Origin of the sequence: Flavobacterium sp. ZB4R12, from assembly GCF_048276375.1 — a bacterium.
GTDB classification, from domain to species: domain Bacteria; phylum Bacteroidota; class Bacteroidia; order Flavobacteriales; family Flavobacteriaceae; genus Flavobacterium; species Flavobacterium gawalongense.
This window is the reverse complement of record NZ_JBLNKS010000011.1, coordinates 77,963-101,222: the sequence shown is the minus strand read 5'-3', so window position 1 is coordinate 101,222 and position 23,260 is coordinate 77,963. Positions and strand designations below refer to the sequence as shown.

The 23,260-nt window shown below is 31.0% G+C and carries 25 protein-coding genes and 1 pseudogene; all 26 read right to left on the bottom strand.

Going from position 1 to position 23,260, the window contains the following annotated elements:
- Nucleotides 1–131: 131 nt before the first annotated feature.
- The 26 genes and pseudogenes from ACNO7W_RS09670 to ACNO7W_RS09545 all read right to left on the bottom strand — a co-directional run bounded on the left by ACNO7W_RS09670 (nt 132) and on the right by ACNO7W_RS09545 (nt 23,236).
- Complete coding sequence (locus tag ACNO7W_RS09670) at nt 132–470, bottom strand: hypothetical protein (RefSeq protein ID WP_143387347.1); 339 nt, start codon at nt 468–470, stop codon at nt 132–134.
- A 1-nt stretch (nt 471) separates the two neighbouring features.
- Nucleotides 472–819 carry a hypothetical protein gene (locus ACNO7W_RS09665; RefSeq protein WP_143387348.1) on the bottom strand — a complete coding sequence of 116 codons (348 nt, stop codon included), beginning with the start codon at nt 817–819 and terminating at the stop codon, nt 472–474.
- A 42-nt stretch (nt 820–861) separates the two neighbouring features.
- The gene (locus ACNO7W_RS09660) at nt 862–1,194 is read right to left on the bottom strand and encodes a YtxH domain-containing protein (protein WP_417937980.1); all 333 of its coding nucleotides are present in this window, start codon (nt 1,192–1,194) and stop codon (nt 862–864) included.
- Between the two features lie 33 nt (nt 1,195–1,227).
- Nucleotides 1,228–1,380 carry a lmo0937 family membrane protein gene (locus ACNO7W_RS09655; protein ID WP_143387350.1) on the bottom strand — a complete coding sequence of 51 codons (153 nt, stop codon included), beginning with the start codon at nt 1,378–1,380 and terminating at the stop codon, nt 1,228–1,230.
- 62 nt (nt 1,381–1,442) lie between these two features.
- A complete protein-coding gene (locus ACNO7W_RS09650; protein WP_417938010.1) occupies nt 1,443–1,574 on the bottom strand; it encodes a lmo0937 family membrane protein in 132 nt (43 codons plus the stop codon).
- Between the two features lie 163 nt (nt 1,575–1,737).
- Nucleotides 1,738–2,385 carry a porin family protein gene (locus ACNO7W_RS09645; RefSeq protein ID WP_235890171.1) on the bottom strand — a complete coding sequence of 216 codons (648 nt, stop codon included), beginning with the start codon at nt 2,383–2,385 and terminating at the stop codon, nt 1,738–1,740.
- Between the two features lie 212 nt (nt 2,386–2,597).
- Nucleotides 2,598–3,062 (bottom strand): hypothetical protein, encoded by a 465-nt coding sequence (locus tag ACNO7W_RS09640; RefSeq protein WP_143387351.1) that lies wholly within the window; start codon nt 3,060–3,062, stop codon nt 2,598–2,600.
- A 178-nt stretch (nt 3,063–3,240) separates the two neighbouring features.
- Nucleotides 3,241–3,426, bottom strand: a complete 186-nt coding sequence (locus ACNO7W_RS09635; protein ID WP_143387352.1) for a CsbD family protein — start codon at nt 3,424–3,426, stop codon at nt 3,241–3,243.
- Nucleotides 3,427–3,854: 428 nt separating this feature from the next.
- Nucleotides 3,855–4,076: a hypothetical protein gene (locus ACNO7W_RS09630; protein WP_143387353.1), complete on the bottom strand. Its 222-nt coding sequence runs from the start codon at nt 4,074–4,076 to the stop codon at nt 3,855–3,857.
- A 185-nt stretch (nt 4,077–4,261) separates the two neighbouring features.
- Nucleotides 4,262–5,026, bottom strand: a complete 765-nt coding sequence (locus ACNO7W_RS09625) for a DUF4382 domain-containing protein (protein WP_417937979.1) — start codon at nt 5,024–5,026, stop codon at nt 4,262–4,264.
- A 279-nt stretch (nt 5,027–5,305) separates the two neighbouring features.
- Nucleotides 5,306–6,190: an MlaD family protein gene (locus ACNO7W_RS09620; RefSeq protein WP_417937978.1), complete on the bottom strand. Its 885-nt coding sequence runs from the start codon at nt 6,188–6,190 to the stop codon at nt 5,306–5,308.
- Between the two features lie 33 nt (nt 6,191–6,223).
- Nucleotides 6,224–7,000, bottom strand: coding sequence for an ABC transporter ATP-binding protein (locus ACNO7W_RS09615; protein ID WP_417937977.1), 777 nt, complete (start codon nt 6,998–7,000; stop codon nt 6,224–6,226).
- A gap of 2 nt (nt 7,001–7,002) precedes the next feature.
- On the bottom strand, nt 7,003–7,761 hold the full coding sequence (locus ACNO7W_RS09610; protein ID WP_417937976.1) for an MlaE family ABC transporter permease: 759 nt from the start codon (nt 7,759–7,761) through the stop codon (nt 7,003–7,005).
- A gap of 306 nt (nt 7,762–8,067) precedes the next feature.
- Complete coding sequence (locus ACNO7W_RS09605) at nt 8,068–8,538, bottom strand: PA2169 family four-helix-bundle protein (RefSeq protein ID WP_143387358.1); 471 nt, start codon at nt 8,536–8,538, stop codon at nt 8,068–8,070.
- A gap of 135 nt (nt 8,539–8,673) precedes the next feature.
- Nucleotides 8,674–8,895 carry a hypothetical protein gene (locus ACNO7W_RS09600; RefSeq protein ID WP_417937975.1) on the bottom strand — a complete coding sequence of 74 codons (222 nt, stop codon included), beginning with the start codon at nt 8,893–8,895 and terminating at the stop codon, nt 8,674–8,676.
- 55 nt (nt 8,896–8,950) lie between these two features.
- Nucleotides 8,951–9,334 (bottom strand): hypothetical protein, encoded by a 384-nt coding sequence (locus tag ACNO7W_RS09595; RefSeq protein ID WP_417937974.1) that lies wholly within the window; start codon nt 9,332–9,334, stop codon nt 8,951–8,953.
- Nucleotides 9,335–9,716: 382 nt separating this feature from the next.
- Nucleotides 9,717–9,917: pseudogene (locus ACNO7W_RS09590) on the bottom strand (OmpA family protein); the annotation flags it as partial.
- 344 nt (nt 9,918–10,261) lie between these two features.
- On the bottom strand, nt 10,262–10,429 hold the full coding sequence (locus ACNO7W_RS09585) for a hypothetical protein (RefSeq protein WP_185963111.1): 168 nt from the start codon (nt 10,427–10,429) through the stop codon (nt 10,262–10,264).
- 30 nt (nt 10,430–10,459) lie between these two features.
- On the bottom strand, nt 10,460–10,933 hold the full coding sequence (locus ACNO7W_RS09580; protein ID WP_143387362.1) for a Dps family protein: 474 nt from the start codon (nt 10,931–10,933) through the stop codon (nt 10,460–10,462).
- Between the two features lie 358 nt (nt 10,934–11,291).
- Complete coding sequence (locus ACNO7W_RS09575; RefSeq protein ID WP_143387363.1) at nt 11,292–12,353, bottom strand: class I fructose-bisphosphate aldolase; 1,062 nt, start codon at nt 12,351–12,353, stop codon at nt 11,292–11,294.
- 52 nt (nt 12,354–12,405) lie between these two features.
- Nucleotides 12,406–13,494 carry an alkene reductase gene (locus tag ACNO7W_RS09570; protein ID WP_417937973.1) on the bottom strand — a complete coding sequence of 363 codons (1,089 nt, stop codon included), beginning with the start codon at nt 13,492–13,494 and terminating at the stop codon, nt 12,406–12,408.
- Nucleotides 13,495–14,309: 815 nt separating this feature from the next.
- A complete protein-coding gene (locus tag ACNO7W_RS09565) occupies nt 14,310–14,645 on the bottom strand; it encodes a DUF892 family protein (RefSeq protein WP_417937972.1) in 336 nt (111 codons plus the stop codon).
- A gap of 354 nt (nt 14,646–14,999) precedes the next feature.
- The gene (locus ACNO7W_RS09560; RefSeq protein WP_417937971.1) at nt 15,000–15,992 is read right to left on the bottom strand and encodes a 2-hydroxyacid dehydrogenase; all 993 of its coding nucleotides are present in this window, start codon (nt 15,990–15,992) and stop codon (nt 15,000–15,002) included.
- Nucleotides 15,993–16,022: 30 nt separating this feature from the next.
- Nucleotides 16,023–16,196, bottom strand: a complete 174-nt coding sequence (locus tag ACNO7W_RS09555; protein ID WP_417937970.1) for a hypothetical protein — start codon at nt 16,194–16,196, stop codon at nt 16,023–16,025.
- Nucleotides 16,197–16,827: 631 nt separating this feature from the next.
- Nucleotides 16,828–19,278, bottom strand: a complete 2,451-nt coding sequence (locus ACNO7W_RS09550) for a response regulator (protein WP_417937969.1) — start codon at nt 19,276–19,278, stop codon at nt 16,828–16,830.
- 118 nt (nt 19,279–19,396) lie between these two features.
- A complete protein-coding gene (locus ACNO7W_RS09545; protein WP_417937968.1) occupies nt 19,397–23,236 on the bottom strand; it encodes a response regulator in 3,840 nt (1,279 codons plus the stop codon).
- Nucleotides 23,237–23,260 lie beyond the last annotated feature (24 nt).

Sequence of the window (23,260 nt, the reverse complement as noted above, 5' to 3'; positions counted from 1 at the left end):
AAAAAGACTTTCGGCTTTAATTGTGTAAGTCTATTAATTTTTTTGAAGTATAAAGTAATTAATAGTTTTCCGTCTGGTTATAAAGATAAACTAAATAATTTATAATCAGAATTCAATTTGTAAGTGAATTTTTAAGATTTTAAAGTATCAGAATGTTTTGTAGCAATATTAGTTATAACGAATTGTAATAGTGTACCTAATATTTTTTTTATTGGATTATGGGTTGATCCTACTAAAGCTTTTTTTGTAAAGTATCCCGTTGCCATCCCAATTGCATTATTAATTAAGTTCCCTTTTATATTCGGTGAAGTAGTCATTTCAGTAAAAGCACTTTTGATAAGGTTTAAAAGCTTTAAACTTTCATACGTTAACTCAAACTGTTCCTTTAAAGCGTATAATTCTAAAGCCTGCTTATTTTCTAAATATAGGATAGTTTCATCTAGTAAATCTGTTTGGTTTATCTTTTCCATACTATTTCTTTTTAAGCAGTTTAGTTATAATGAAGTTACTGATAGGAATTTTAATCCATTTATCTTTAAAAGTATATAGTATAATTGAAATTAATAAATAAACACTGGCTACTATAAAAAAGCCAAAATAGGATTTCCCTAATAATTCACCTATCCATAAGGAAAGTCCAATATTTACAAGTAGAACAAACATAACAGCAACAATAGCAACAGTTAATCTTGAGAGCAAAGAAGACATGACATCCGCTGATTTGTCAATTGCATTTAGCTTAACCAATTCTGCGGTTGTTCTTGTATAATCTTCTGCTTTTTCAAAAAGCGTTTCTATTGATGCTGTAAAGTTGTCCATGATTTAATTTTTAATTGAAATTTTTAATATTTAAGTATCTCATTAGATATTTGTATTTTTAATTTCGTTTTTTGCATCATAAAATTTTGATTTTCCTTCCGCAATAAGATTTTCACCTTCATTTTTTGCATCGTAAAATTTTGATTTTCCTCCAGCAATTAAAGTTTCACCTTCATTCCAAATTTTTTCATATTTTTTATTTATGGTACCTAATAATGTATCCAATTTGTCTTTTAACTCATCGGCATAGTCATTACTTTTATCCATAATTTTTTTTCTCGTTTTCTCGCCTTTATCTGGAGCTAACATAATTCCTAATATTGCACCTACTGCAAGACCACCTAAAACTCCTAATACTATTTTATCAGTTTTCATAATTATTGATTTTATTATTATAATTTATTTTGATTAAATACCTCTACCCTGTATAAGTCTTAATAGTATTGCTATAACTGCAATAACAAGAAGTACGTGAATAATTGATCCTAAGCTAAATGCAAAGAATCCAATTGCCCAAAAGATTACTAAAATAACTGCGATGGTGTAAAGAAGATTTCCCATGATTTCTATTTTTAATGATTTAAATTTTATTTGTTGTCGTATATTTTTATAATAACGATTGATTATGTTTTTCTATCCTGTATAAGTTTAAATAGGATTGCTATAACTGCAATGACAAGAAGAATATGAATAATTGATCCTGCACTGTATGCAAAGAAACCAATTGCCCAAAAGAGGACTAAAATAACTGCGATGGTGTAAAGAAGGTTACTTATGATTTCTATTTTTAATGATTAATAAGTTAAATTTTTTGTTTAGTAAAGTTATAAAAATAAATTATATAGTACTGTTTTACAGTATTTTATGATATAAAAATTAACTTAATATTAAAAATTTATTCTGTTGTTTTCAATTTGATTAAAATGAAAATGCAGCATAGAAACTCAAGACACTGTTTTTAGCATCTGGAGAAGTAAAGTTATTTGCTGAATCATCTTTTCCAATTTTAGTCAATCCATAATTGTAACGTACTCCAAAACTAACCGGCTCTAAATCTAGACCAACACCTCCTGCAAGGCCTGCATCAAATCTGTTGAAATCATCTGTGTCAATATTGTCTTCGAAGTTATAACTACCATCATCTGATTTATTAGTCGTTTTACCACTAATCAAATAAGCAGCATAAGGTCCAGCATGAATATTGAAATTCTTGGTAACATTTACCACTAATAAAAGCGGCACTTCAATATAATCTAATTTAAATTGTGCAGTTCCACTTACAAAGGCGTTATTGTAAACTAGTTCGGCTCCTTTTCCAGTGTAAGAAATCTCAGGTTGTAAAGCGATATTATCTGCAATAGGTAATTTAGCATAAAAGCCCACGTTAAATCCAGTTAACACATCATTGTCATCAACATCGTCAGTGTATAGGTTAGAGAAATTTACTCCACCTTTTATACCTGTTTTTGTTTCGTTTTCTTGCGCTTTGGAACTGGTAAAAGCCATAAAAGTTAATACTAAGGAAGCGTAAATCAGTGTTTTTGAATTTTTCATATCTGTTTTCATTAGATTTAATTTATTGTAAATTTGATACTTACAAAGTTGAGAATGATAAAGAAGAAAAGTGTTACAATACTTTTTATAAAATTTATATTATTCACACCTTTTAGTAATCACGGGGTTTCTTAAAAGTTTGTTTTATACTATTCAGGAATAATTTGAACAAAAAAAGGCGAGTTAAAAAAACTCGCCTTTTTAAAAATTATTTCTTTTTTGTATTAATTTTTATTGTCAACCGTCATGTCTTTTAAAGCCTTACCCAGTTCACTCATATCATGATTGTATTCGCGTTTAAATGATTCCCAATCACTGCTTCTATCATTTTTATAGGTTTCAACTTTAGCTTCAATATCGTTGTTTTTTTGTTCCAGTTCCTCAATTTTTTTTGCATACATCGCATCAATTGAATTCCCGGTTTTTTTCATCTTGGCTTTCAACTCCGCTATTCTAATTTCATTTTCATTGACTTTTGCAGCAGTTTCGTTTTTGAATGTTTGCCATTCTTCTGCAGTTGCTTCTTTTCTTGCTTCCATCAATTCTTCTTTGGCTTCTTGCACATCTCCTCGAGCATCAGCTACTTTATCTTTAGCTTCCTGTTCTTTTTTTGTAGAAGTCTGACATCCCACTAGTACCGATCCTGCCATAAATGTTGTTAGAGCAAGAGTATAAATTGTTTTCTTCATTTGGAATAATTTTAAGTTTAATTTTTTTGAAGTGATTGAAAAAGCTTTTTCTTTTACCATTTTATAATTCAGCCTAGAACAATTTAGTTATGCTAGGTTGAATTATTTAACGGTATTAACCTAAGATCAATGAGATAGAAATAGTTGCAAATAATAGGAAATATTAAAATGCAATTATTTAAAGGGATTTAATAATTTTAAGTAATTCCTCCTTGGTTTTACTTAATTTTATTTGAAGTTTTCCAATCATTTCCTCTTTCATACCTTCTTTAAAAAGTAAATCATTTTCAGTTAAAGCTGCGAATTTTTGTTTTAATTTTCCTTTTTGCTCTTCCCAATTTCCTTCAAGTTCTATAGTATTCATTTCAATTTTATTTAAGTCACAAAAAAATATTCGTAACACTACAAAGATGCGAGAATAGGCGATAAAATGACTTATAGAATTTTAGATAAGACTTATATTATTCACATATTTATTTCAGAAACGAGACTTAAAATTGGATAATAATTAAATAGGAATCGGTATTTCAATTATTAAATATTGTGATTTTTCTTTCAGGATTATTTAAGAAAAATTTATTGTTTTTGGAAAAATGATAAATAAAATATTTTCATCAAATTCTCTGTTTTTATAGAAAGCTCTATTGTTTTTCGTTCCGGTTTTATTTCTGAATTTATTAGGTATTGTTGGCTGTTTTAAGGCATAATTACCAGTTAAGCGGAAAATTGGTTAAATGATTTTTGGATAATAACTAAACTTAAAAATATAATTTCATAAATAATGGCTCCAAATTATTTATCTTTTATGTCAATATGATTTGGAACATATTCTTTTAGTATTGAATTCAAAGATTCATAATAATCTTTCAGCGTTTTAATATTTATTTTAGGATTAATGATATCAGGAATAGTCACAGGCATTTCAATTAAATATTTTGATAATTCAGGATATTCATTTTGAATTTTCAAAGTCATTTTTAGAATAGCATCATTAAGTTCTTTTTCAGTTTCCATAATAAATTGAAATTTTAGTTATTTAGAGAAGTATTTTTATTCGAATCCTAAAAAAATTAAATCATTAAAAGCATCGAATATTAATGATGCTTTTAATGATTTAAAATTTTATTTTCTTGTTAAAATTGACACTCGATTTCCATTTGAAAATGGAGTGTCAATTTAAATGTAACCTGTAATTGCTTTTATAACAGTATTATAGTTCCTATGTCAGCTGTTGCACCTGCTGTTACAATAATATCAGTTTTGGTAGCAGCGACAAAAGGTAAAGCAGGAGTAATGGTTATGCTATAGGTTCCAGGAGGAAGTCCCATAACTAAAAATTCGCCATTCTCATTTACATTTGTTGAATAGGATAGAGCTGTGGCTGAAGTTGCTTCAACTACCGCCATTGTACCTATTGGAGTAATTTTACCTTTTATAGAACCACTTATTGCGGTTTCTATTGTTCTGATAACCGGTTTCAATTTATAAGTCCCATTGCCTGTACTAACAATAGATTTGTTTGCATCAAAATCAAGAAGAACACTATACAAGATACCTTGTTGAAGCGTTTGATGAACTTGAAGTTTTAATCCGCTTTGCTCAGCACTTGGAGTGCTCAAAGGATAACTTACATTATTAAGGACAACCGTATTGTTTGTTCCTAATATAAGTCTTATTTGTCCCACTTTGGATACTTCTAATGAATCAGTAGCAATTAGAGTATCAACTCCGTTAGAAAAATCAAGTAGGTTATAAATACCTTTTTTTACATTTAGTGAAACAGTTTCTCCTCCTTCGCCAGTTATTTCTACACCTTGTATGTCAACATTTACTTCATCATATGGGCCTGGTGCATCAGTCAATCGTACAGCATAAGGATAACTGGATTTTGTATCATCACTGTTACATGAATTTATTAATAATCCAAGCATGATGAAAGACAGAATAATTTTCATTTTTTTCATTTTCATTTTTTTTTAAGTTTATAAAACATTTTCTTAACTAAGTAAAGATAGTACCAACTTGAAAGCGAAGTGTTATAGAATTTTAGTATAAAGTTGTAGGATTCACTCTTTGAAAGTTTGAAAAATAAGTATTTTCTTAAACTATAGATTTTCCTATTTCGGTAAAAGTTCTAATTTTCTTTTTAAGCTGCAATAAATTAGAATGCATCCTTTGTAATATTTTTTAACGATACTTTTAGTTTTGAATGTTTAATTGCCAGCGAACTTTTTAAAATTAAATTATTTTGTCACTTCATTTTCATCAACAATTTTTAATTCCTTTTTCATTTCTAATTCTTCCTGTCGATCTAATTCCTCCAGTTTTTTATTTCCCTCTTTTTTCTTTTTATTGAAATAGCCTCTTAATAGAAAATTATGTTTAGCAGCCTCTATAACTTCATTAAGTCCCTCTGTTCCTGTTTTGACATTTGTTAAGGTTGAATCAATCGTTCGCCCCATTTTTTCATCAGTAACTAATTTGGATAAAGCACCTTTTCCACTATTCATTTTAGTAGTGAAATTGGCAAATTCATTTGAACTGCTTTCTAAGTTCGCAAGCGTTTGTGTTATACTGTTAGCAAACTCTTTGTCCGTCATCAATTTAGATACCATACCATTTCCACTGTTCATATTGGAACTAAATTTTGCAAGTTCGGTTGTAATAATTCCGGCATTATCTACACTGGTTTTCACACTGCTCATAACGTCTTCCATATCTATAGCTTTTCTCGAGGCAATTATGTCATTGTCTTTTACCATTTGCTTAGAGTTAGCACCAGCATAGATAGTTAATACTTTATCCCCCATTAATCCATCCGAACCAATACTGGCTATAGCATCAGTTTTAATAAACTTTCGTACCTTCTCTTTTATCAATAATTTCACTACCACAGATGAATCTGTAACTAATTCTATTTCGCTTACCGTTCCTATATTGATACCCGAAAAGCGTACATTATTACCTACTTCAAGACCGCTTACGGATTTAAAGTTTGATTTTAAATGAAACGTTGAACCAAATAGATTTTTTTGTTTTCCAACAAAATATAAAGCAGAGACAAAAAGTACCAATCCAATTATAACAAACATTCCCAATTTCCATTGGAACCCAGATTCTTTATTCATAACTTTTAATTTATTTTTTTAATTTATTTTTTATTAACTAAAAAAAGAACGTACCCATTCGTCGTCACTTTTCTCAAGTTCTTCATAACTGCCCTCAGCGTGAATTACACCATCTTTTAGAATCATTAATCGATCGCTGGTGTATTTTGCACAAGCCATATCGTGCGTAATTATAATAGAAGTTGTTTTGTTTTTTTTCTGAATGTCGATTAGTAATTCACTTATTTCTCTGGAAGTTATTGTGTCCAATCCTGTTGTAGGTTCATCATACAATACTATTTCAGGTTTTAGAATCAGTGTTCTTGCAAGTCCAATTCTTTTTCGCATTCCGCCTGATAGTTCAGAAGGCATTTTATCAATAGCATCCGCTAATCCTACATTCTCTAATACTTCTCTAATTTCAAGCTCTAACTCTTTAGGAGATAAACCCTTTACATGCCGTTTTAAAGTAAAACCAAGATTTTCCCGAACGCTCATCGAATCATATAAAGCCGCATTTTGAAAAAGAAATCCAATCCTTATCCGAATCTCATTGAGTTCGTTAGTATCTATTTTTGTGATGTCGGTATCAAATACCTTTATTTCTCCCTTATCTGCAACTACCAATCCCACTAAACACTTTATGGTTATTGATTTGCCTGATCCAGATCTTCCTAAAATCACTAAGTTTTCTCCTTTATTTACGGAAAGATTAATTCCTTTCAGCACCTCATTTTTCCCAAAAGATTTATACAAATCCTTTATTTCTATTATGGGAACATTTTTGTTAGTTGCTGTCTGAGAATCTATATTTGTTTTTTCTTGTATCATTTTTAGAAGAATAAATCAGTTAGTTGAACCGCAATCATGTCTATGATAAATATAGTCAGTGAAGCTGTTACTACTGCTGAATTGGCTGCTTTACCCACGCTTTCTGTTCCATTTGCTGCTGTATAACCCTTATAACAACCGATCATTCCAATAAAAAAACCAAAGAAAAAAGTTTTAATAGTCGCTGGAAAAATATCCAAAAATGTAATTGATTCCAGAACTTGGGAAGTGTAACGAAAAGGGGTAACATCACTGTGCATATTAACACCCATATACCCACCATACATTCCAATACCATCTGCGAATATCACTAAAATAGGAACCATGATTGTAGTGGCCAAAATCCGTGTAACTACAAGGTATTTATAAGGATTTATAGCTGCAACTTCCATAGCATCAATTTGTTCTGTCACTTTCATCGAACCTAACTCTGCACCAATTCCGGAAGAAATTTTCCCGGCACAAATTAAGGCTGTAATCACGGGCGCAATTTCTCTTATTAGCGAGAGCGCAACCATACCAGGTAACCAAGATTCTGCACCAAATTTTGCCAATGTTGGTCTCGATTGGAGTGTAAGTACTAATCCCATTATAAAACCAGTAATAGTTACTAAAGGCAGAGATTTATAACCAATTATATAGCATTGTTTAATAAACTCTTTTATTTCATATGGGGGTGTAAAGACTTCGCGAAAAAACTGTGTTGTAAACAGCGTTACTTTACCAACATCGTTAAAAATATTTTTTAAATAAATAATCAAAATAGTATATTTTAATTGAGATTAATGAATTGTATGCGGTTGATAGATTTTATAATTTATTTGATTTTATGAGTAGAATAAAATCACATTTCTAATTTTAATAATTTCCAGATTGCCGAACGCAAGAGGAGGTGTGTAGGAGGTAGGATTCAATCTTGGTTTCTTAAACCAATGATTTCTATTAGACGACAATAAAGCCCTAGAAAGTATCTTCAGAATCTTCAACACTTAAAAAAACAATATGTATTTTGCTTATTTAGAGTGCTATACTTTCAAAAGATGACTATTCCTTAATTTAAATAATGTTTAATAGAAATGTTTATTTTTTATTAATACATCTCTTAAAACTCTTATTTTATTATTGTCTATATTGATTAATAGGTATTGCTTTCTTAACATAATCTGTTGTTCAAAATTTAGATTTTCAAGATTATGAATTAATACATTATTATAGTGTTCTTCGGCTCTGTTTTCATTAGACTCACATGAATTAATTATGTCCTTACAATCTTTACAAATAAATGCAGTCTTTAGATTAATCCAAAACTTAAAGAAAAACCCATTAATTTTAATTGCTTCTTTTGGAATTCCTCCTAATTTTTTAATTTCCTTTATAAGTTCTGATTTGCATTTTTGACTGGTTTGTTGAAATTCAAAAAACATGTTTTTTAAGCTATATTTTTCTGTCGCTTTTGAAGCAGTTTTATACCCTTCGATTCTATCGTTATTAATTTTGATGAGTGTATTTAACACTTCAATTGATTTATCTATATTCATTTTTTTTATTTTTAAATTATTGATTACCAATTTTATGCATTCTAATTAAAACATAGTAAAGGTGAGAAGATAGAAAATAAAAAGTGTTACATAACTTTATAAAGAAATTATAATATTCACAGTTTTTTAGAATAGTTAAACGCTTTTTTTATTGCCAATAACAATCAAAACAACACCTCCTACAGCGAGTACGATGCCTATAATTGGAGACCATTCTAATGGATGATTTACTTCTTTATTTATTTGGATTGGACCTAAGTCAACTACTTTTTCAGTAGTTACAAGATTGAAGCTATTGTATAGCAACATAAGTACTCCTATTATTGTCATTACGATTCCTATGGTTCTTGTTTGCATTTTTTTTTATTATTTAAAATTATTTATGTTTAAAAGTGATTTTGTGAAAATGAAATTAGGCCCTTGAAAAATACTCTCTAACAAAATCATGTTGTTGATTTTCCGTCATTTTATCAGTATTTTTAATTTCGAATTTAATTTTTAAAAAACGTTCATCTTCACTCAAAATATCAAACAGCTCCACTTTTGCATCAGTAGGACCAAAGAGAATTACACGTTTATAATTTTTTATCGCTTCACCTATCTTTTTGTAATAATCAGAAAGTTGTTGCTTCTGTTTATTATGCATCAAACTTTTGCTCTTTGCTAAACTTTTGTTTTTCAGTTGATTTGTAAACTTTGATTCAATGGTTTCTATTTCAAAGTGTTTTGATGTAAATTCCATTAAATGAGCAATGGAATGATCCATCCAGATACCTAATTTTTTTGTTGTTTTCATATTGATTTTTTTTTATGATAATAGATGTTATATGGTTTAGCAGCTAATTATAATTAATGAATTACAATACTCTAAAGTTCAGTGATCTATTGCTAAAAATCATTATATAACTTTATGGAAAGATTATATAATTCACATGTTTTTAAATTATGAGTAAATTAATTAATTTAAAAGAATTGGAATTTTTATGGAATTGTTTAGACTTTAATTCGAACTGATTTTAGAATTGACATTTGAGTGTTTATTAATTCAAATAATAAATTCAAATGGTGTGATTCATTAAAATAATAATTGAAAAAACTATCGTTACTCCACAAAAAAAGGCTGTTGTTACCAACAGCCCCTTAACCAAACCCAAAAAACCAACCTAATCTTACTATCTTTAGTAGTTCATTTTCAACTCTACTCTTCTATTTTTTGCACGACCTAAAGCAGTTTTGTTACTCGCTATCGGTTTACTTTCACCAAAACCAATTGCTGTCAATCTAGACCCCACAATATCTTTTTCCATTAAATATTTTTTTACACATTCAGTATGTTTTTGAGATAATTCTAAATTGAATGCATCACTACCATTGCTATCTGCATGACCTTCAGTAACTAAGTTTTATTAATTAAATTTACTAATTCATCCAATTGTACTAAAGAAGCAACTTTTAATTTGTTGTTATTATTTAAAGCAAAGATGGCTAACATGGAAACGATAAATGTTATAGAACTTCAGTAATAAGTTACATCATTCCCACATTTTATTATTGCGTTTTCAATTCAAAAAAAAATTAGATAATCCTATTATAAATTTCAAAAAAAATAGAACCATTAAAAACTAGTTTTCAATTAACCGCTCTGGGAGGGAGGTTTGAAAAAAGTTTTTTAATGGTTCTAATTTATATTTAAAAAATAGAGAGAACTTGATTAAGTAAACAATTACATCATTTTGCCATTTACGATTTCATCATATTTGGCAAAGTTTTCTTTTTCAAAGTCAGTTTCTATTGTCGATTGATCTTCTTCAAGATATTTTTTGGGAGTTATTTTTCCAACTTTACAATAACTATTTGAGGCTAAGTAAACTTCGTTTTCTGATTTTTCCATTTTATTTATGAATTAATTTTTTAGTTTAAATTAGTCTAAATATCTCCTTAATATCCAGGACATTGTTTCGTGTGCTTCCATCAAACCTGTTAGAAAATCTGCAGTTCCTGCATCCATGTTTTCTTCAAAACTTATGTCAACATCTTTTCGTAAATGAAGAATAATAATTTCATGATCTTGTAATAATTCCCTCAACATATCTTTTTGAGCAGGATAATGATTTGGTGATTCTCTGATTATTGTTAAATCTGAAAACTCTTTCATTGTTCCAATAGTTTTTCCGCCTAATTTGCTGACACGTTCCGCAATTTCATCAATTGATTCTTCCAACTGTTTGTATTGACCTTCAAATAATTTATGAAGTTCCATAAAACTTTCTCCTGATACGTTCCAATGGAATTTTCTTAATTTGACATAAAGAGTCATTTCATTTGCTAAAATTGAAGAAAGAATCGCAATGCTATTTTTTAAATGTGCTTCTGTTATTCCAATTTGTGGTTTCATAATTTCCATAATTTTATTTAAGTTATTATACTTTTTTAATGATTTCATCCAAATTCTTTGTTTTTTAATTATCAAAGCAGCGCAGGACAATTAAAAAGAATTTTATTTTACAAAGTTCATTTTATTTCTTTCGAAAAGTATTATAAAATTACAAAAATAAGTTACATCATTCACACCCTTTAGTTTTTATATTATTCTGATATTCATTATTTTAACTGTTTTTTGTAGTTTGTATTTAGCAGTGAATAAATTTTTAAAGACAGATGTTTTAAACGTAATTATCCTAGATTTTCGCCAGACTTTATAATTTTGGCAATAATCAAAAGGATATGAATATGAAGTATTAATGAATGGAGAACTACGCTATTGAAACTTCTTTGGCCAGATAAATTTCCTGTACCGCATGTATGAGATTTACGCCTTCGCTAAAGGGACGCTGAAAAGCTTTTCTTCCCATAATCATTCCGGCTCCACCAGCGCGTTTGTTTATCACCGCTGTTTTTATGGCTTCCGCCAAATCGGTTTCGCCTTTTGATTCTCCTCCTGAATTAATCATGCCAATACGTCCTGAATAACAATTTATTACCTGATATCGGCATAAATCTATAGGATGGTCACTGGTTAATTTGGTATACATATCTGGATTTGTTTTGGCAAATTTTATCGAAGTAAAACCACCGTTATTGGTTGGTAACTTTTGTTTAATAATATCCGCCTGAATAGAACCCCCTAAGTAATTGGCTTGGCCGGTAATATCAGCCGCAGTATTGTAATCGATGCCGTCTTTTATAAAGCCATCATTTCTGGAATAGCACCAAAGAATTGTCGCCATACCTAAATTATGTGCTTCTTCAAAAGCCTTTGCTATTTCTATAATTTGCCTATTTGATTCTGCAGAACCAAAATAGACAGTTGCTCCCACAGCGACTGCCCCCATGTTCCAGGCATCTCGAACACTTCCAAACATAATTTGATCGTGTTTATTAGGGTATGTCATCAGTTCGTTGTGATTAATTTTTACCACAAACGGAATTTTATGCGCATATTTTCTCGATAGCATGGCCAGTCCGCCCATTGTAGAAGCAACTGCATTACAACCCGCTTCAATGGCTAATTTTACAATATTTTCAGGATCAAAATAAATGGGGTTTGGAGCAAACGAACTTCCTGCAGTATGCTCAATTCCCTGATCCACGGGTAAAATAGAAATATAGCCCGTATCCGAAAGTCGGCCCTGATGGTACAATTGTGTCAAACTCCGAATCGCTTGTCCATTTCGATTACTTTGTAAAAAAGTAGTATCTATATGGGACGGATTCGGCAAATGAATTTGATCCTTTGAAATTGTTTTACAGACATGATTTAACAAAGAGTCTTTTTCATCACCTAATAAAGCTAACAATTGGGATATATCTTTCATTTTAACTTTGATTTGAATGAGTTTCTAAAAACAGACAAGCCTATTCTTTTAATTAACTTTTATGAACCGGATAATCAGTATACCCTTTTTCATCAGCAGTATAAAATAAATCCATATTAAGATCCTGGGATAAGGGCCAATTGTTTTCAAATCTTTCCACTAAATCCGGATTATTTATAAATGGGCGCGCAAAAGCTACCAGATCCGTTAATCCGCTCTCAATAGCTTCTTCGGCACTTTCTTTGTCATAGCCACCGCAGAGAATCAAGGTGTTTTTGAAGTTATGACGTATCAATTTTTTAATTTCCAAAGGAACTGCAGGTGCTCCCATTGCGGAATGATCCACAAGGTGAATATATGCGATGTCCAGTTTATTGAGTTCTTTTGACAAGTAATCATAGGTGGCATCGATTTCAGGATAATGCGGCATATCACTCGCTACTCCATAAGGCGATAAACGAATGCCTACTTTTTCTTTTCCAATGGCTTGCGCAACAGCACTTGCAACTTCAATCACAAAACGGCATCGGTTTTCAATACTTCCACCATAATTATCTGTTCTGATGTTGCTTACTGGAGAAAGGAATTCTTCTAATAAATACCCATTAGCCGAATGTAATTCTACACCGTCAAATCCTGCAAATAAAGCATTTTCGGCTGCGGAAATATATTCTGTTTTGGCATGCAAAATATCTTGGGAAGTCATTTCATTTGGAACAACAAAGTCTTGCAACCCTTTGGAATCCGTCCACATTTGCCCGGCTGCTTTTACTTGAGAAGGAGCCTGTATATGAGCATCTTTAGGCATATTGAGCGGATGACTGATTCTTCCGGAGTGCATTAATTGAACAATTATTTTACCTCCGTTTTTATGAACGGCCTTCGTTATTTTTTCCCAGCCTTCTACTTGTAGTGCATTAAAAATACCAGAAATTCGGGCATATCCAAGACCATTTGGGGACGGTGAAGTACCTTCGGTTATGATTAAACCGGCACTGGAACGTTGATTATAATATTTAGCCATTAATTCATTAGGAATATTTCCAATTGCCCTACATCTTGTCATAGGTGCCATAACAATTCGATTTTTTAATGCTATGGAACCCACTTTTTTTGGTGTAAATAACTCATATGTTTTCATGGTTTTTTAGTATTAAAAAATGGATATAAAGATAATTATATTTAGGGACTTACATATTTAAAATACTAATTAAAATGATGTATTAATCATGATATGAGCTAATTACAATTTAAAAACACTCCTGCTTTAACAATCATTTTTATTGGATTTATCCTATAAATAATTCAAGTAACGCTTTTATAAATTATTCAAAAGCAAGCTTAATAGTTTCTGTGAATTTTAGTGCGTATACTTTCAGAAAACTCGCTTTGATAATTACCAACGATAAAGCCTTGTCTCAGCATACTTCGGGTCAGTAGAATTTATTTTTAAGCGAGATTTCTTAAGTATTCAGTAATAAATTTAGATGTATCACTTTTTATTAGAATCAGTGATGCAAACTATTGAATTCAATAACAATACTTGACTCATTAATTTGAAAACAATTTTATTAATGTAATTTGAATCACAGAAATAAAATTGTAATCAAAAAATAAGTTAGATAACATTCTTTTTAAAATGTTCTGATTAACGGTTATCAAGCTCGTGTACCAATTCGTTGGTCATAGACGGAAGGTTGGAAAACCTCTATGTTCTTGATGCCGTTTCGCCAACCTGGCAAACCAGAAAAGGCATTACCTAATTAAATTTCCTGATTATTTTTGTTCTAATCAAAGCTATAAAGGATTTGAAAGTCCGCTAATGCGAATGAGTTTCTTGTTTACAAATTCTTGAATCCCTAATTCAGAAAATTCTATGTCAATAGATTAATTCTCGATTTTTTTGATGTCGCACAGCATTCTTCATTTTAATATTTAGAATAACATTAAGCTTCTTTATTTTCCGGGCTTAATTAATCCATACATCGCTTCATATTTTAATATAATAGTAGCTTCACCAATCGAAGTAAAAAAATCTTCTAAGCGCTTTATATGATCTTGTGTAAATTGCAGATGTACTTTGAGTGCGTCTACTAATTCATCAGTAGCAGCCTTTTTAATCATTACTGGAATGGAGATAATTAGCGCTTTTTCAGCAAAGTAAATTTCTTTTAATTCCTCTACAAAAATATTACGGTACCCTTCATTTCTTTCTGGTGTAGCTTTTTCTGAATTTCCTTTACCTTCTTGAAGCGTTTCTTTTTTATCAGTTTTGGTGGTTGTACTTTTCATTTGTTTTTATTTAATTGTTGTTTACTTTCAATAGTATAAAGTTGGGTTTTAATACTTTTTAATGTTTTACATAATTTAAAGTATGACTTACAACTTTTACATATTTTTATAAAAAAAAGGGTTGAAAAAAGAGAATTTGATTTTTAATCACAAATAAATCGCTATCATTCCCAAAGTTTACATACTGCTGATTTTTATTTAAAAAAAACAGTTATAAACTATTCCATTACATTGTTATTTGATCAAATTCCTTTTTTAAACAATCTCTTTTTAAATTAAAGCGTTATGCGATCGTCTATTTTCTTCTCAATAATAATGGTATTGAGATTTCATCAATTAATCTGGAATATTAAACTATAGTTTCACCTCATTTTCCAATGGTAATCTATTCTCAAAATCCGTAAAGTTTTTTAAAGTAGTTTGCGCAATTTGGTCTAATGCTTCATTGGTAAAAAATCCTTGATGTGGCGTAATCAATACATTATGAAAAGCCATTAATCTTTCTATTAAGTCATCTTGAATAATACTTTCAGACAGATCTTTAAAAAACAGATTTTCTTCTTGCTCATAAACATCGATTCCTAAATAGCCTAATTGTTCATTTTTTAACGCTTCAATTGCATGCGATGTTTTAATTAATGCTCCTCTGCTGGTATTAATTAGCATAGCTCCTTTTTTTATTTTAGAAAATGCTGCACGGTTAAAAAGATGTTTCGTATTAATGTTAAGAGGGCAGTGGAGGGAGATAATATCGGAGTTTTCAAATAGTTCATCCAATGTTTTATACTCAACACCTTTTGCTATTAGCTGCTCTGATTCCTTAATATCATAAGCAATGACTTTACAACCAAAACCTAGCATTATTTGACAAAATGCAGTGCCTATTTTCCCCGTTCCAATTACTCCAACAGTTTTTTCGTAAAGATTGAATCCGGTAAGGTTTTCTAAAGAAAAATTATTTTCTCGAACTCTATTGTAGGCTTTATGCGTTTTCCTGTTCAAAGTCAAAATTAATGCTACAGCATGTTCCGCAACGGCTTGTGGAGAATATGCAGGAACTCTCAGTACTTTAATATTTTGTTTTGTTGCTGCTTCAATGTCTACATTGTTAAATCCTGCGCAACGCAAATCAATAAGTTTAATTCCAATTTCGGATAATTTATCTATAGTTTTTTTATCGATTTTGTCATTTACAAATATGCAAACGCCTTCAAATCCTATAGCCAAATTTGTGGTGTCAGTATTTAAAGGAGCTTCAAAATAGATCAGTTCGTGTTTATTTTCAATATTAAACTTGTCTAGATATTCTCTATCATAGGGTTTTGTACTGAATACGGCTATTTTCATAGTATGATTTTATATTTATTCTCTTTAGGTTTACCATTTGGTTCTTTTATTTTGAAAGATTCTCTGAATCAATATCAATTTATTTTCGATTTTATTATAAATATCTTCTGAAGGAAGATAAACAGGATAACCCGGAAAATTATTTTTTTCTTTCTTTTTAAGGGTAATTAAGTTCGCTTTCGGAATGTTGATTGTTTTTTTCATTTGCTTAATATTCAGGACACTAAGTTGATGATAATTTTTGTAAAATGTATTATATAATTATTATAAAGAGTTATATGATTCACATTTTTTTGATTGATGTTTTTTTTCTTTAAGATTTAGAAGCAAATTTGTTGACTGATAAATAAAATAAAATGGATTTTTTTATAAGTAAAACTTCAAAAAATAAAAGATAGGAATAAATGAAGTTTCAATAATCAAATTTGACAAAGAATCAAATATTTAATAATTTCTCTCTGAATTTAAAAAAGTTCAGAGAGATTTATTTTGTAATATAAAGTCGATAAAATAAGAGAATTACGTCTCATTATTCTATTTGGAGGAATCCGTCCTATTTCTTGAAGAAAAGTTGGAATTAATTGTGATCAGAATCTTTTTATGCAAGTCTAATCAAATGCATTTTTGCAATCATTAATGATTTTAATTTATAGCTATAGAATTGACTATAATTTTTTTGTTGCATCCAGGACTTCATGACACCTAAACAAAGATGTGATAAAAATATTTGTTTAAAAGTAAGGAAATATGTTCTATAAATTTATTAAATAGTAATGATTTATAACCCATTGCACCAAGGAATATTGAATGTAAATATCTAATATATTGACAACATTCATGATATGGCATTTTTAATTATTTTAAGTTCTTCTTCTAGTTCGATACAAGCCTGTAAACAAACTTCTTCAAGTTGTAGTACTAATTCCTGTATTCCTTCATTTTTTTCTTGTGCTGTCGCAAATTCCTGAATTTTTTTTGCCATATTTTCATAGTCAGGACTGATTCCCATTATTGAAAAAGACGGAATCATTTTATGAGCCGCGGCACCTAATACATGCCAATTTTGCGCTTCCAAACTTTGTTTTATTGTGTCTAATAAAAGAGGCGTTTGTGCTAAATATAATGATATCATTTCCGTCATTAATTTTGGATTTGACTTTGTTCTTTGATTTAAATAAACCAAGTCAATGCATCTTAGTTTTTTCTTTGTATGCTGTTCTTCTTCCAAAATTTCATTGATTTTTGCAAGTTTCGATTTGTTTAAGATACCAACTATTTTACTATACAATAGTCTTTCGTCAACTGGTTTAGCAAGGTAATCGTCCATTCCTACCGCTTTGCATTTTGCTAAATCAGCAGTAGTTACGTCAGCGGTTAATGCAATAATAGGAATTGTGGAATTCATCGTATTTCTAATATATTCTGTAGCTTCAAATCCATTCATTTCTGGCATTTGCAAATCCATAAGAATAACATCGTAGTCTTTTTCTTTAAGTTTTTCAATAGCTATTTTACCATTTTCAGCAATATCACGGGCAAATCCAAAATCATCTAAAAGTGTTTTCATCAATAATTGATTGAGCGCAATATCTTCAACCACTAATACCTTAATGTTCTTTATTTCGGTTTCTAATTCTATTAATTCTTTTTCCAATTCTGCATCGGCATTTGTTTTTTGAAAAGGTAATGTGAAACTAAATGTGGAACCCTCGTTGATAGTGCTTTTTACACGAATACTACCTCCTTGTGGTTCTATTAATTGTTTAGCGATAGCAAGACCTAATCCGGTACCGCCATACAATCTTGAAGTTTCGCTGGTGGCCTGTTGAAAATTTTCAAATATGGTTCCAATTTTTTCATTGGAGATACCAATTCCCGTATCAGTTACGGCAAATTCGATAACTACTTTATCTTCATCTTCATGCAGTAAATTAACGCTCACCGTAATTTTCCCTTTTGCAGTAAATTTTACGGCATTACTTACCAAGTTTAAAATAATTTGGTGCAAACGAACCGGATCTCCCACCAGAACATCAGGAATTTTACTGTCGTATTCCTTAACTAATTTTAAGTTTTTTTCCTGAATTTTTGTTTCAAATAGATGAAGCATGGCTGAAATGGAAGACTTCATTTTGAAAGGTGTTTTCTCGAATGTCATCTTACCTGCATCCACTTTTGCCAAATCGAGTATGTCGTTGATAAGTACGATTAATGCATCACCACTTATTTTAATTGCGTTTAAATACTCTTTTTGTTTTGTTGACAAATCTGTTTTTAATACCACTTTTGTAAATCCGATGATTGCATTCATCGGTGTACGAATTTCGTGGCTCATATTCGACAAGAATTGCTGTTTTGCCTTTACCGCATTTTCAGCTATGATAGTGGCACTTTCTGCATTTATTTTTGCTTCTTCTGCAATTGCTGTGGCTAATTCAGCAAAAACTCTAGCCTCAATTAATTCAGTAGCAATTCTTTTTTGATCTGTAACATCTCTGGCAACAATGACTACTCCCAGTACATTTTCTCTATCATCTTTATATACTGATCCATTGAATAATACATCAATCAACTTGCCTTTTTTATGACGAAGTATTAGTGGAGAATCTGAAACAGATCCTTTTTCGAACACTTTCTGATATACTTCACGAGCCTTTTGTGGTTCAGTGAAATAATCAAAAAAATCGGTTCCAATTAATTTTTCGCGTGATATACCAGTTACTTTTACCGATGCATTATTCATATCGGTTATTTTCCCTTCGGGGCTAATTGCAAATAAAGGGTCATGACTTGCTTCAATAAGACTAAGAGAATATTCAGAAAGTAATTTTTGGGCTCTAAGATCGGTGTTAAGCCTTTTCAGTTGTTCTGCCTGAACTAATAATTCCTGATTTTTCTTATGCAAATCCACAAAAATGGCCACTTTTGCTTTTAATATCTCCGGCGAAAGCGGTTTAATCATATAATCAACTGCACCAGCCTGATAGCCTTTAAAAATTTGTATGGAATTATCTATGCTGGCCGTTAAAAAAATTATCGGAACATGTTTGAGTTTTTCGATTTGGCGAATTAATTCTACGGTTTCAAATCCATCCATTATCGGCATTTGTACGTCTATCAATATGATGGCAAAATCTTGTTGGTGGAGAAGAATTTTTAAGGCTTCATTACCGGAATTTGCTTTTACACATAAATAATTTTCGTTAGAAAGAATTACTTCTAAGGCAAACAAATTTTCGGGTAGATCGTCTACCAATAAAATTTTAACAGGGCTATTTTTTTTCATTTTCAATTGTAAAATAAAAGTTTGAATGTTGAATATTCAATAACGAATGTTGAAATACCAACAAAAAAAGGTTAACTTAATGACATTGGGGATATTCCGCCTTCCCAATGACATTTTATTATTTGCTTAACCATACGCGCATCAATAATAGCAAGCGTTCCACATCAATAGGTTTCGTGATGTAATCGTTGGCACCTGCATCAATACATTTTTGTTTATCGTCTTTCATGGCTTTTGCGGTAAGGGCAATCATAGGTAAGTTTTTGAATTTTATCTGAGATCGTATTCGTTTCATTGCTTCGTAACCATCCATTTCTGGCATCATAATATCCATTAATACCAGATCAATGTCAGTATGCGTATCCAGCATATCCAAAGCATTCTTCCCGTTTTCTGATTTTATGACTTCCATTCCACGTTCTTGTAATATTTTGGATAAAGCAAAAACATTACGCATATCATCATCTACCAACAATATTTTTTTTGAATGAAATATAGCTTCTTTATCGTACAAACTATTTATAATCATTTGTTTCGATTTCGGTAAATTGCTTATTGTCCGGTGAAGGAAAAGAGCTGTTTCATCCAGCAATCGTTCTTCGGATTTTATACCTTTTATAATAATGCTCTCCGCATATTTCTGAAGCAGATTATTTTCTTCTTTTGTAAGTTCCTTTCCGGTATAAACAATAATAGGGGGCATGTTATGGCCTTTTATATCCTCCAGTTTATGTATAAGGTCAAAGCCGCTCATATCAGGCAATCCAATGTCCAGTATAATACAATCGATGTAATTCTGCTCATACAATTCCAAAGCCTCTTTGCCGGTTGCTGCTTCAAAACATTTTACATCACCATTGCCAATGAGTATTTTCATTGCTTTTCTGGAATTTTCATTGTCTTCTATAATTAGCAGGTTTTTTATTTTTCTATTGACAAAATTTTCAATTCGGTTAAAAGCTTCTTCCAGACCATCTTTAGATATCGGTTTCATCAGGTATTCTACGGCACCTTCTCTGATTGGTTCCAGCGAACGGTCATTTGCCGAAATAATATGCACCGGTATATGCCTTACGGATGGATTTGCTTTTAACTCATGCAATACTTGTTTCCCTTTGATTCCTGGTAAACCCATATCAAGAATGATTGCTTGAGGTTTGTATTTTGAAGCAAGCAATAGACCATCTTCTCCAGTGGCAGCCGACAAACATTTGAATCCTTTTTTGTTAGCTTGCTTTAAAAGTATAGAAGCAAAATTTCGATCATCTTCAATAATGAGTACTACTTTATCATTTTTGTTTATTAAATTTCTGTCATCTTCTATGGTGGCATAATTTAGATAGGTTGATTCATTTTCGGAGCGAGGTGTATACAAAACAGGTTTCAATGGAATTATACTGACAGACTCTTGTTCAGGGTGTATTTCCAGCGGAATAATGAGAGAAAAAGTTGATCCTTGGTTTAGTTTACTACTCAACTTAATTTCTGCTTCTAATAATTTTGCGAGTTCTCGTGAAATGGAAAGCCCTAATCCCGTACCGCCATATTTCCTTGAAGTACCGCCTTCGGCCTGCTGAAAAGCTTCAAATATGGCTGTTTGTTTGTCTTCTGATATTCCAATACCTGTATCGGTAACAGAAATGTTCAAAGTAGTTTCCGTATTTGGGTCAATGCGTATTGTTACACTTCCTTTTTCGGTGAATTTTATGGCATTGGATATAAGATTTTTCAATATCTGATTCAAACGTTGCGAATCGGTATAGATAAATTCGGGTAAAGCTCCAGCCAATTTGCAAACAAGCTTCAATCCTTTTTGTTGCGCTTGATGTTTAAAATCGCGAAGGAGTTCATCTGTGAAATTTTTCAGTGATACTTTTTCAACATTTATTGACATTTTCCCTGCTTCAATTTTAGAGAGGTCTAGCACTTCATTAATTAATATAAGAAGGTCATGGCCGCTTTTATAAATAATTTCTGCGCTTTCAACCTGAACCTCATCCAGATTTTTCTTTCTGTTTTCTGATAAATCTTTTGATAGAATAAGCAAACTATTAAGAGGCGTTCTTAACTCATGTGACATGTTTGCAAGGAATTCTGATTTATACTTGCTGCTAATTTCAAGTTGTTTTGTTTTTTGTTCAATGTCATTTTTTGAAGCTTCAACTTCTTTGTTTTTCTCTTCTAATGATTGGGTCTGCTCTTCCAATTCTTCATTGGTCATTTGCAACTCCTCCTGCTGTTGTTTAAGATCTTGCGCTTGTTGTTCTAATTCTTCATTCAGTTGTCTGAGCTCTTCCTGCTGTATTTGAAGTTCTTCAGCTTGATTCGAAAGCTCTTTGTTGGCAAAACTTAATTCTACAGCTCTTTTTTCTTTCTCGTCATTTTGATAGGCCAGTTCTTTGTTGGCAATGACTAATTCTGCTGCTCTTTTTTCTTTTTCATCATTTTGATAGGCGAGTTCTTTGTTAGCAATTCCTAATTCTGCTGCTCTGTTTTCTTTTTCATCATTTTGATAGGCTAGTTCTTTGTTGGCAATTCCTAGCTCTGCTGCTCTTTTTTCTTTTTCATCATTTTGATAGGCGAGTTCTTTGTTGGCAATTCCTAACTCTGTTGCTCTTTTTTCTTTTTCGTCATTTTGATAGGCTAATTCTTTGTTGGCAATTCCTAACTCTGCTGCTCTTTTTTCTTTTTCATCATTTTGATAGGCGAGTTCTTTGTTGGCAATTCCTAGCTCTGCTGCCCGTTTTTCTTTTTCGTCATTTTGATAGGCTAGTTCTTTGTTGGCAATGGCTAACTCTGCTGCTCTTTTTTCTTTTTCTTCAGCTTGTTGAACAGTATTAACGCTGATAGCAATACTGTTCATAGAAACACTGATGAATTCTTTTTCTGTTTCGTTGAAATCAGTAAGCTTGCCTATTTCTATTACGCCTATCGTTTTACCTTCAAGCAAAAAAGGAGTAATGAGCAAATTTTTTGGTTTTGCATTCAGAACGGATGAAGTGATGCGTATTTGATCTTCAGATATAGCTGTTAAAGAAATCTGTTTCTGTTCCCATGCAGCCTGGCCAATTAATCCCTCATTTAATTTAAATTCTTCTTTAGTGTCTTTAGCAGACGAAAAAGCAAATTTTCCGCTAAGTATCAGGGTATTTTCTTTGTCATTAAACAGGTAAACAGCTCCTATATTGGCTTTTAGGTAAGTACATAAAAAACTAATGGTACTGTTTGCCAACTGTGCTATATTTTGGTCTCCTATTAATTTTTCATTAAGTTCGGAGTTACCTGTAAGCAACCAGTTTTTGTTGGCAGTTTCTGACTCGGAACTTTTAAGCGCTTTTAAATTTGTAGCAACTATAGTGTATACAACGACAAGAATCATAATAATGACTAACAATAAAACAGCAAAAACAATATTAAACTTGCTGGCATCGTCTTCACTGATTTGTATTCTTTCGGCAAGTAAAGTATGTTCTAATTCCTGTGCTTTATCAATTGTTTTTCTTATTTCATCCTGTAATTGTTTTCCTTCGCCTGAAGCAACAAACTCTATAGCTTTTTTAAAATCCGTTTTACGAAGGGCTATGCATTTATTTAAATTATCAAAACGCATTTTGATCTCTTTCGCAAGTTCCGCAATATACTTTTGCTGATTAGGATTGTCTTTTGTTAATTCCTTTATTTTGTCAAGTTGCTCTGTTACTTTTGTATTGGCAGATGTAAAAGGTTTCAGAAAATCGTCATCGCCCGTAATGACATAACCTCGTACTCCTGTTTCTGCATCAACGGAAGACATCAGTATTTGTTCGAATTCATATAATACCTGATTGGAATGATTTACCAAGGCATTTGAAGCGACAAATTTTTCACTGTTTTTAAAAGAGAAAATTGCAACTCCTAAAAGTACCAATGCACAAGCAATGAATCCGATTACTATTTTTCTACCAAGGGTCATTTCCATTCTATAATATTTGTAAAGTTTATC

Bases quoted from the DNA above. Each gene is read 5' to 3' on its own strand.
- ACNO7W_RS09670 (WP_143387347.1), bottom strand. From the start codon at position 470: ATGGAAAAGATAAACCAAACAGATTTACTAGATGAAACTATCCTATAT.
- ACNO7W_RS09665 (WP_143387348.1), bottom strand. From the start codon at position 819: ATGGACAACTTTACAGCATCAATAGAAACGCTTTTTGAAAAAGCAGAA.
- ACNO7W_RS09660 (WP_417937980.1), bottom strand. From the start codon at position 1,194: ATGAAAACTGATAAAATAGTATTAGGAGTTTTAGGTGGTCTTGCAGTA.
- ACNO7W_RS09655 (WP_143387350.1), bottom strand. From the start codon at position 1,380: ATGGGAAATCTTCTTTACACCATCGCAGTTATTTTAGTAATCTTTTGG.
- ACNO7W_RS09645 (WP_235890171.1), bottom strand. From the start codon at position 2,385: ATGAAAACAGATATGAAAAATTCAAAAACACTGATTTACGCTTCCTTA.
- ACNO7W_RS09640 (WP_143387351.1), bottom strand. From the start codon at position 3,062: ATGAAGAAAACAATTTATACTCTTGCTCTAACAACATTTATGGCAGGA.
- ACNO7W_RS09635 (WP_143387352.1), bottom strand. From the start codon at position 3,426: ATGAATACTATAGAACTTGAAGGAAATTGGGAAGAGCAAAAAGGAAAA.
- ACNO7W_RS09630 (WP_143387353.1), bottom strand. From the start codon at position 4,076: ATGGAAACTGAAAAAGAACTTAATGATGCTATTCTAAAAATGACTTTG.
- ACNO7W_RS09625 (WP_417937979.1), bottom strand. From the start codon at position 5,026: ATGAAAAAAATGAAAATTATTCTGTCTTTCATCATGCTTGGATTATTA.
- ACNO7W_RS09620 (WP_417937978.1), bottom strand. From the start codon at position 6,190: ATGAATAAAGAATCTGGGTTCCAATGGAAATTGGGAATGTTTGTTATA.
- ACNO7W_RS09615 (WP_417937977.1), bottom strand. From the start codon at position 7,000: ATGATACAAGAAAAAACAAATATAGATTCTCAGACAGCAACTAACAAA.
- ACNO7W_RS09605 (WP_143387358.1), bottom strand. From the start codon at position 8,538: ATGAATATAGATAAATCAATTGAAGTGTTAAATACACTCATCAAAATT.
- ACNO7W_RS09600 (WP_417937975.1), bottom strand. From the start codon at position 8,895: ATGCAAACAAGAACCATAGGAATCGTAATGACAATAATAGGAGTACTT.
- ACNO7W_RS09595 (WP_417937974.1), bottom strand. From the start codon at position 9,334: ATGAAAACAACAAAAAAATTAGGTATCTGGATGGATCATTCCATTGCT.
- ACNO7W_RS09585 (WP_185963111.1), bottom strand. From the start codon at position 10,429: ATGGAAAAATCAGAAAACGAAGTTTACTTAGCCTCAAATAGTTATTGT.
- ACNO7W_RS09580 (WP_143387362.1), bottom strand. From the start codon at position 10,933: ATGAAACCACAAATTGGAATAACAGAAGCACATTTAAAAAATAGCATT.
- ACNO7W_RS09575 (WP_143387363.1), bottom strand. From the start codon at position 12,353: ATGAAAGATATATCCCAATTGTTAGCTTTATTAGGTGATGAAAAAGAC.
- ACNO7W_RS09570 (WP_417937973.1), bottom strand. From the start codon at position 13,494: ATGAAAACATATGAGTTATTTACACCAAAAAAAGTGGGTTCCATAGCA.
- ACNO7W_RS09565 (WP_417937972.1), bottom strand. From the start codon at position 14,645: ATGAAAAGTACAACCACCAAAACTGATAAAAAAGAAACGCTTCAAGAA.
- ACNO7W_RS09560 (WP_417937971.1), bottom strand. From the start codon at position 15,992: ATGAAAATAGCCGTATTCAGTACAAAACCCTATGATAGAGAATATCTA.
- ACNO7W_RS09555 (WP_417937970.1), bottom strand. From the start codon at position 16,196: ATGAAAAAAACAATCAACATTCCGAAAGCGAACTTAATTACCCTTAAA.
- ACNO7W_RS09550 (WP_417937969.1), bottom strand. From the start codon at position 19,278: ATGAAAAAAAATAGCCCTGTTAAAATTTTATTGGTAGACGATCTACCC.
- ACNO7W_RS09545 (WP_417937968.1), bottom strand. From the start codon at position 23,236: ATGGAAATGACCCTTGGTAGAAAAATAGTAATCGGATTCATTGCTTGT.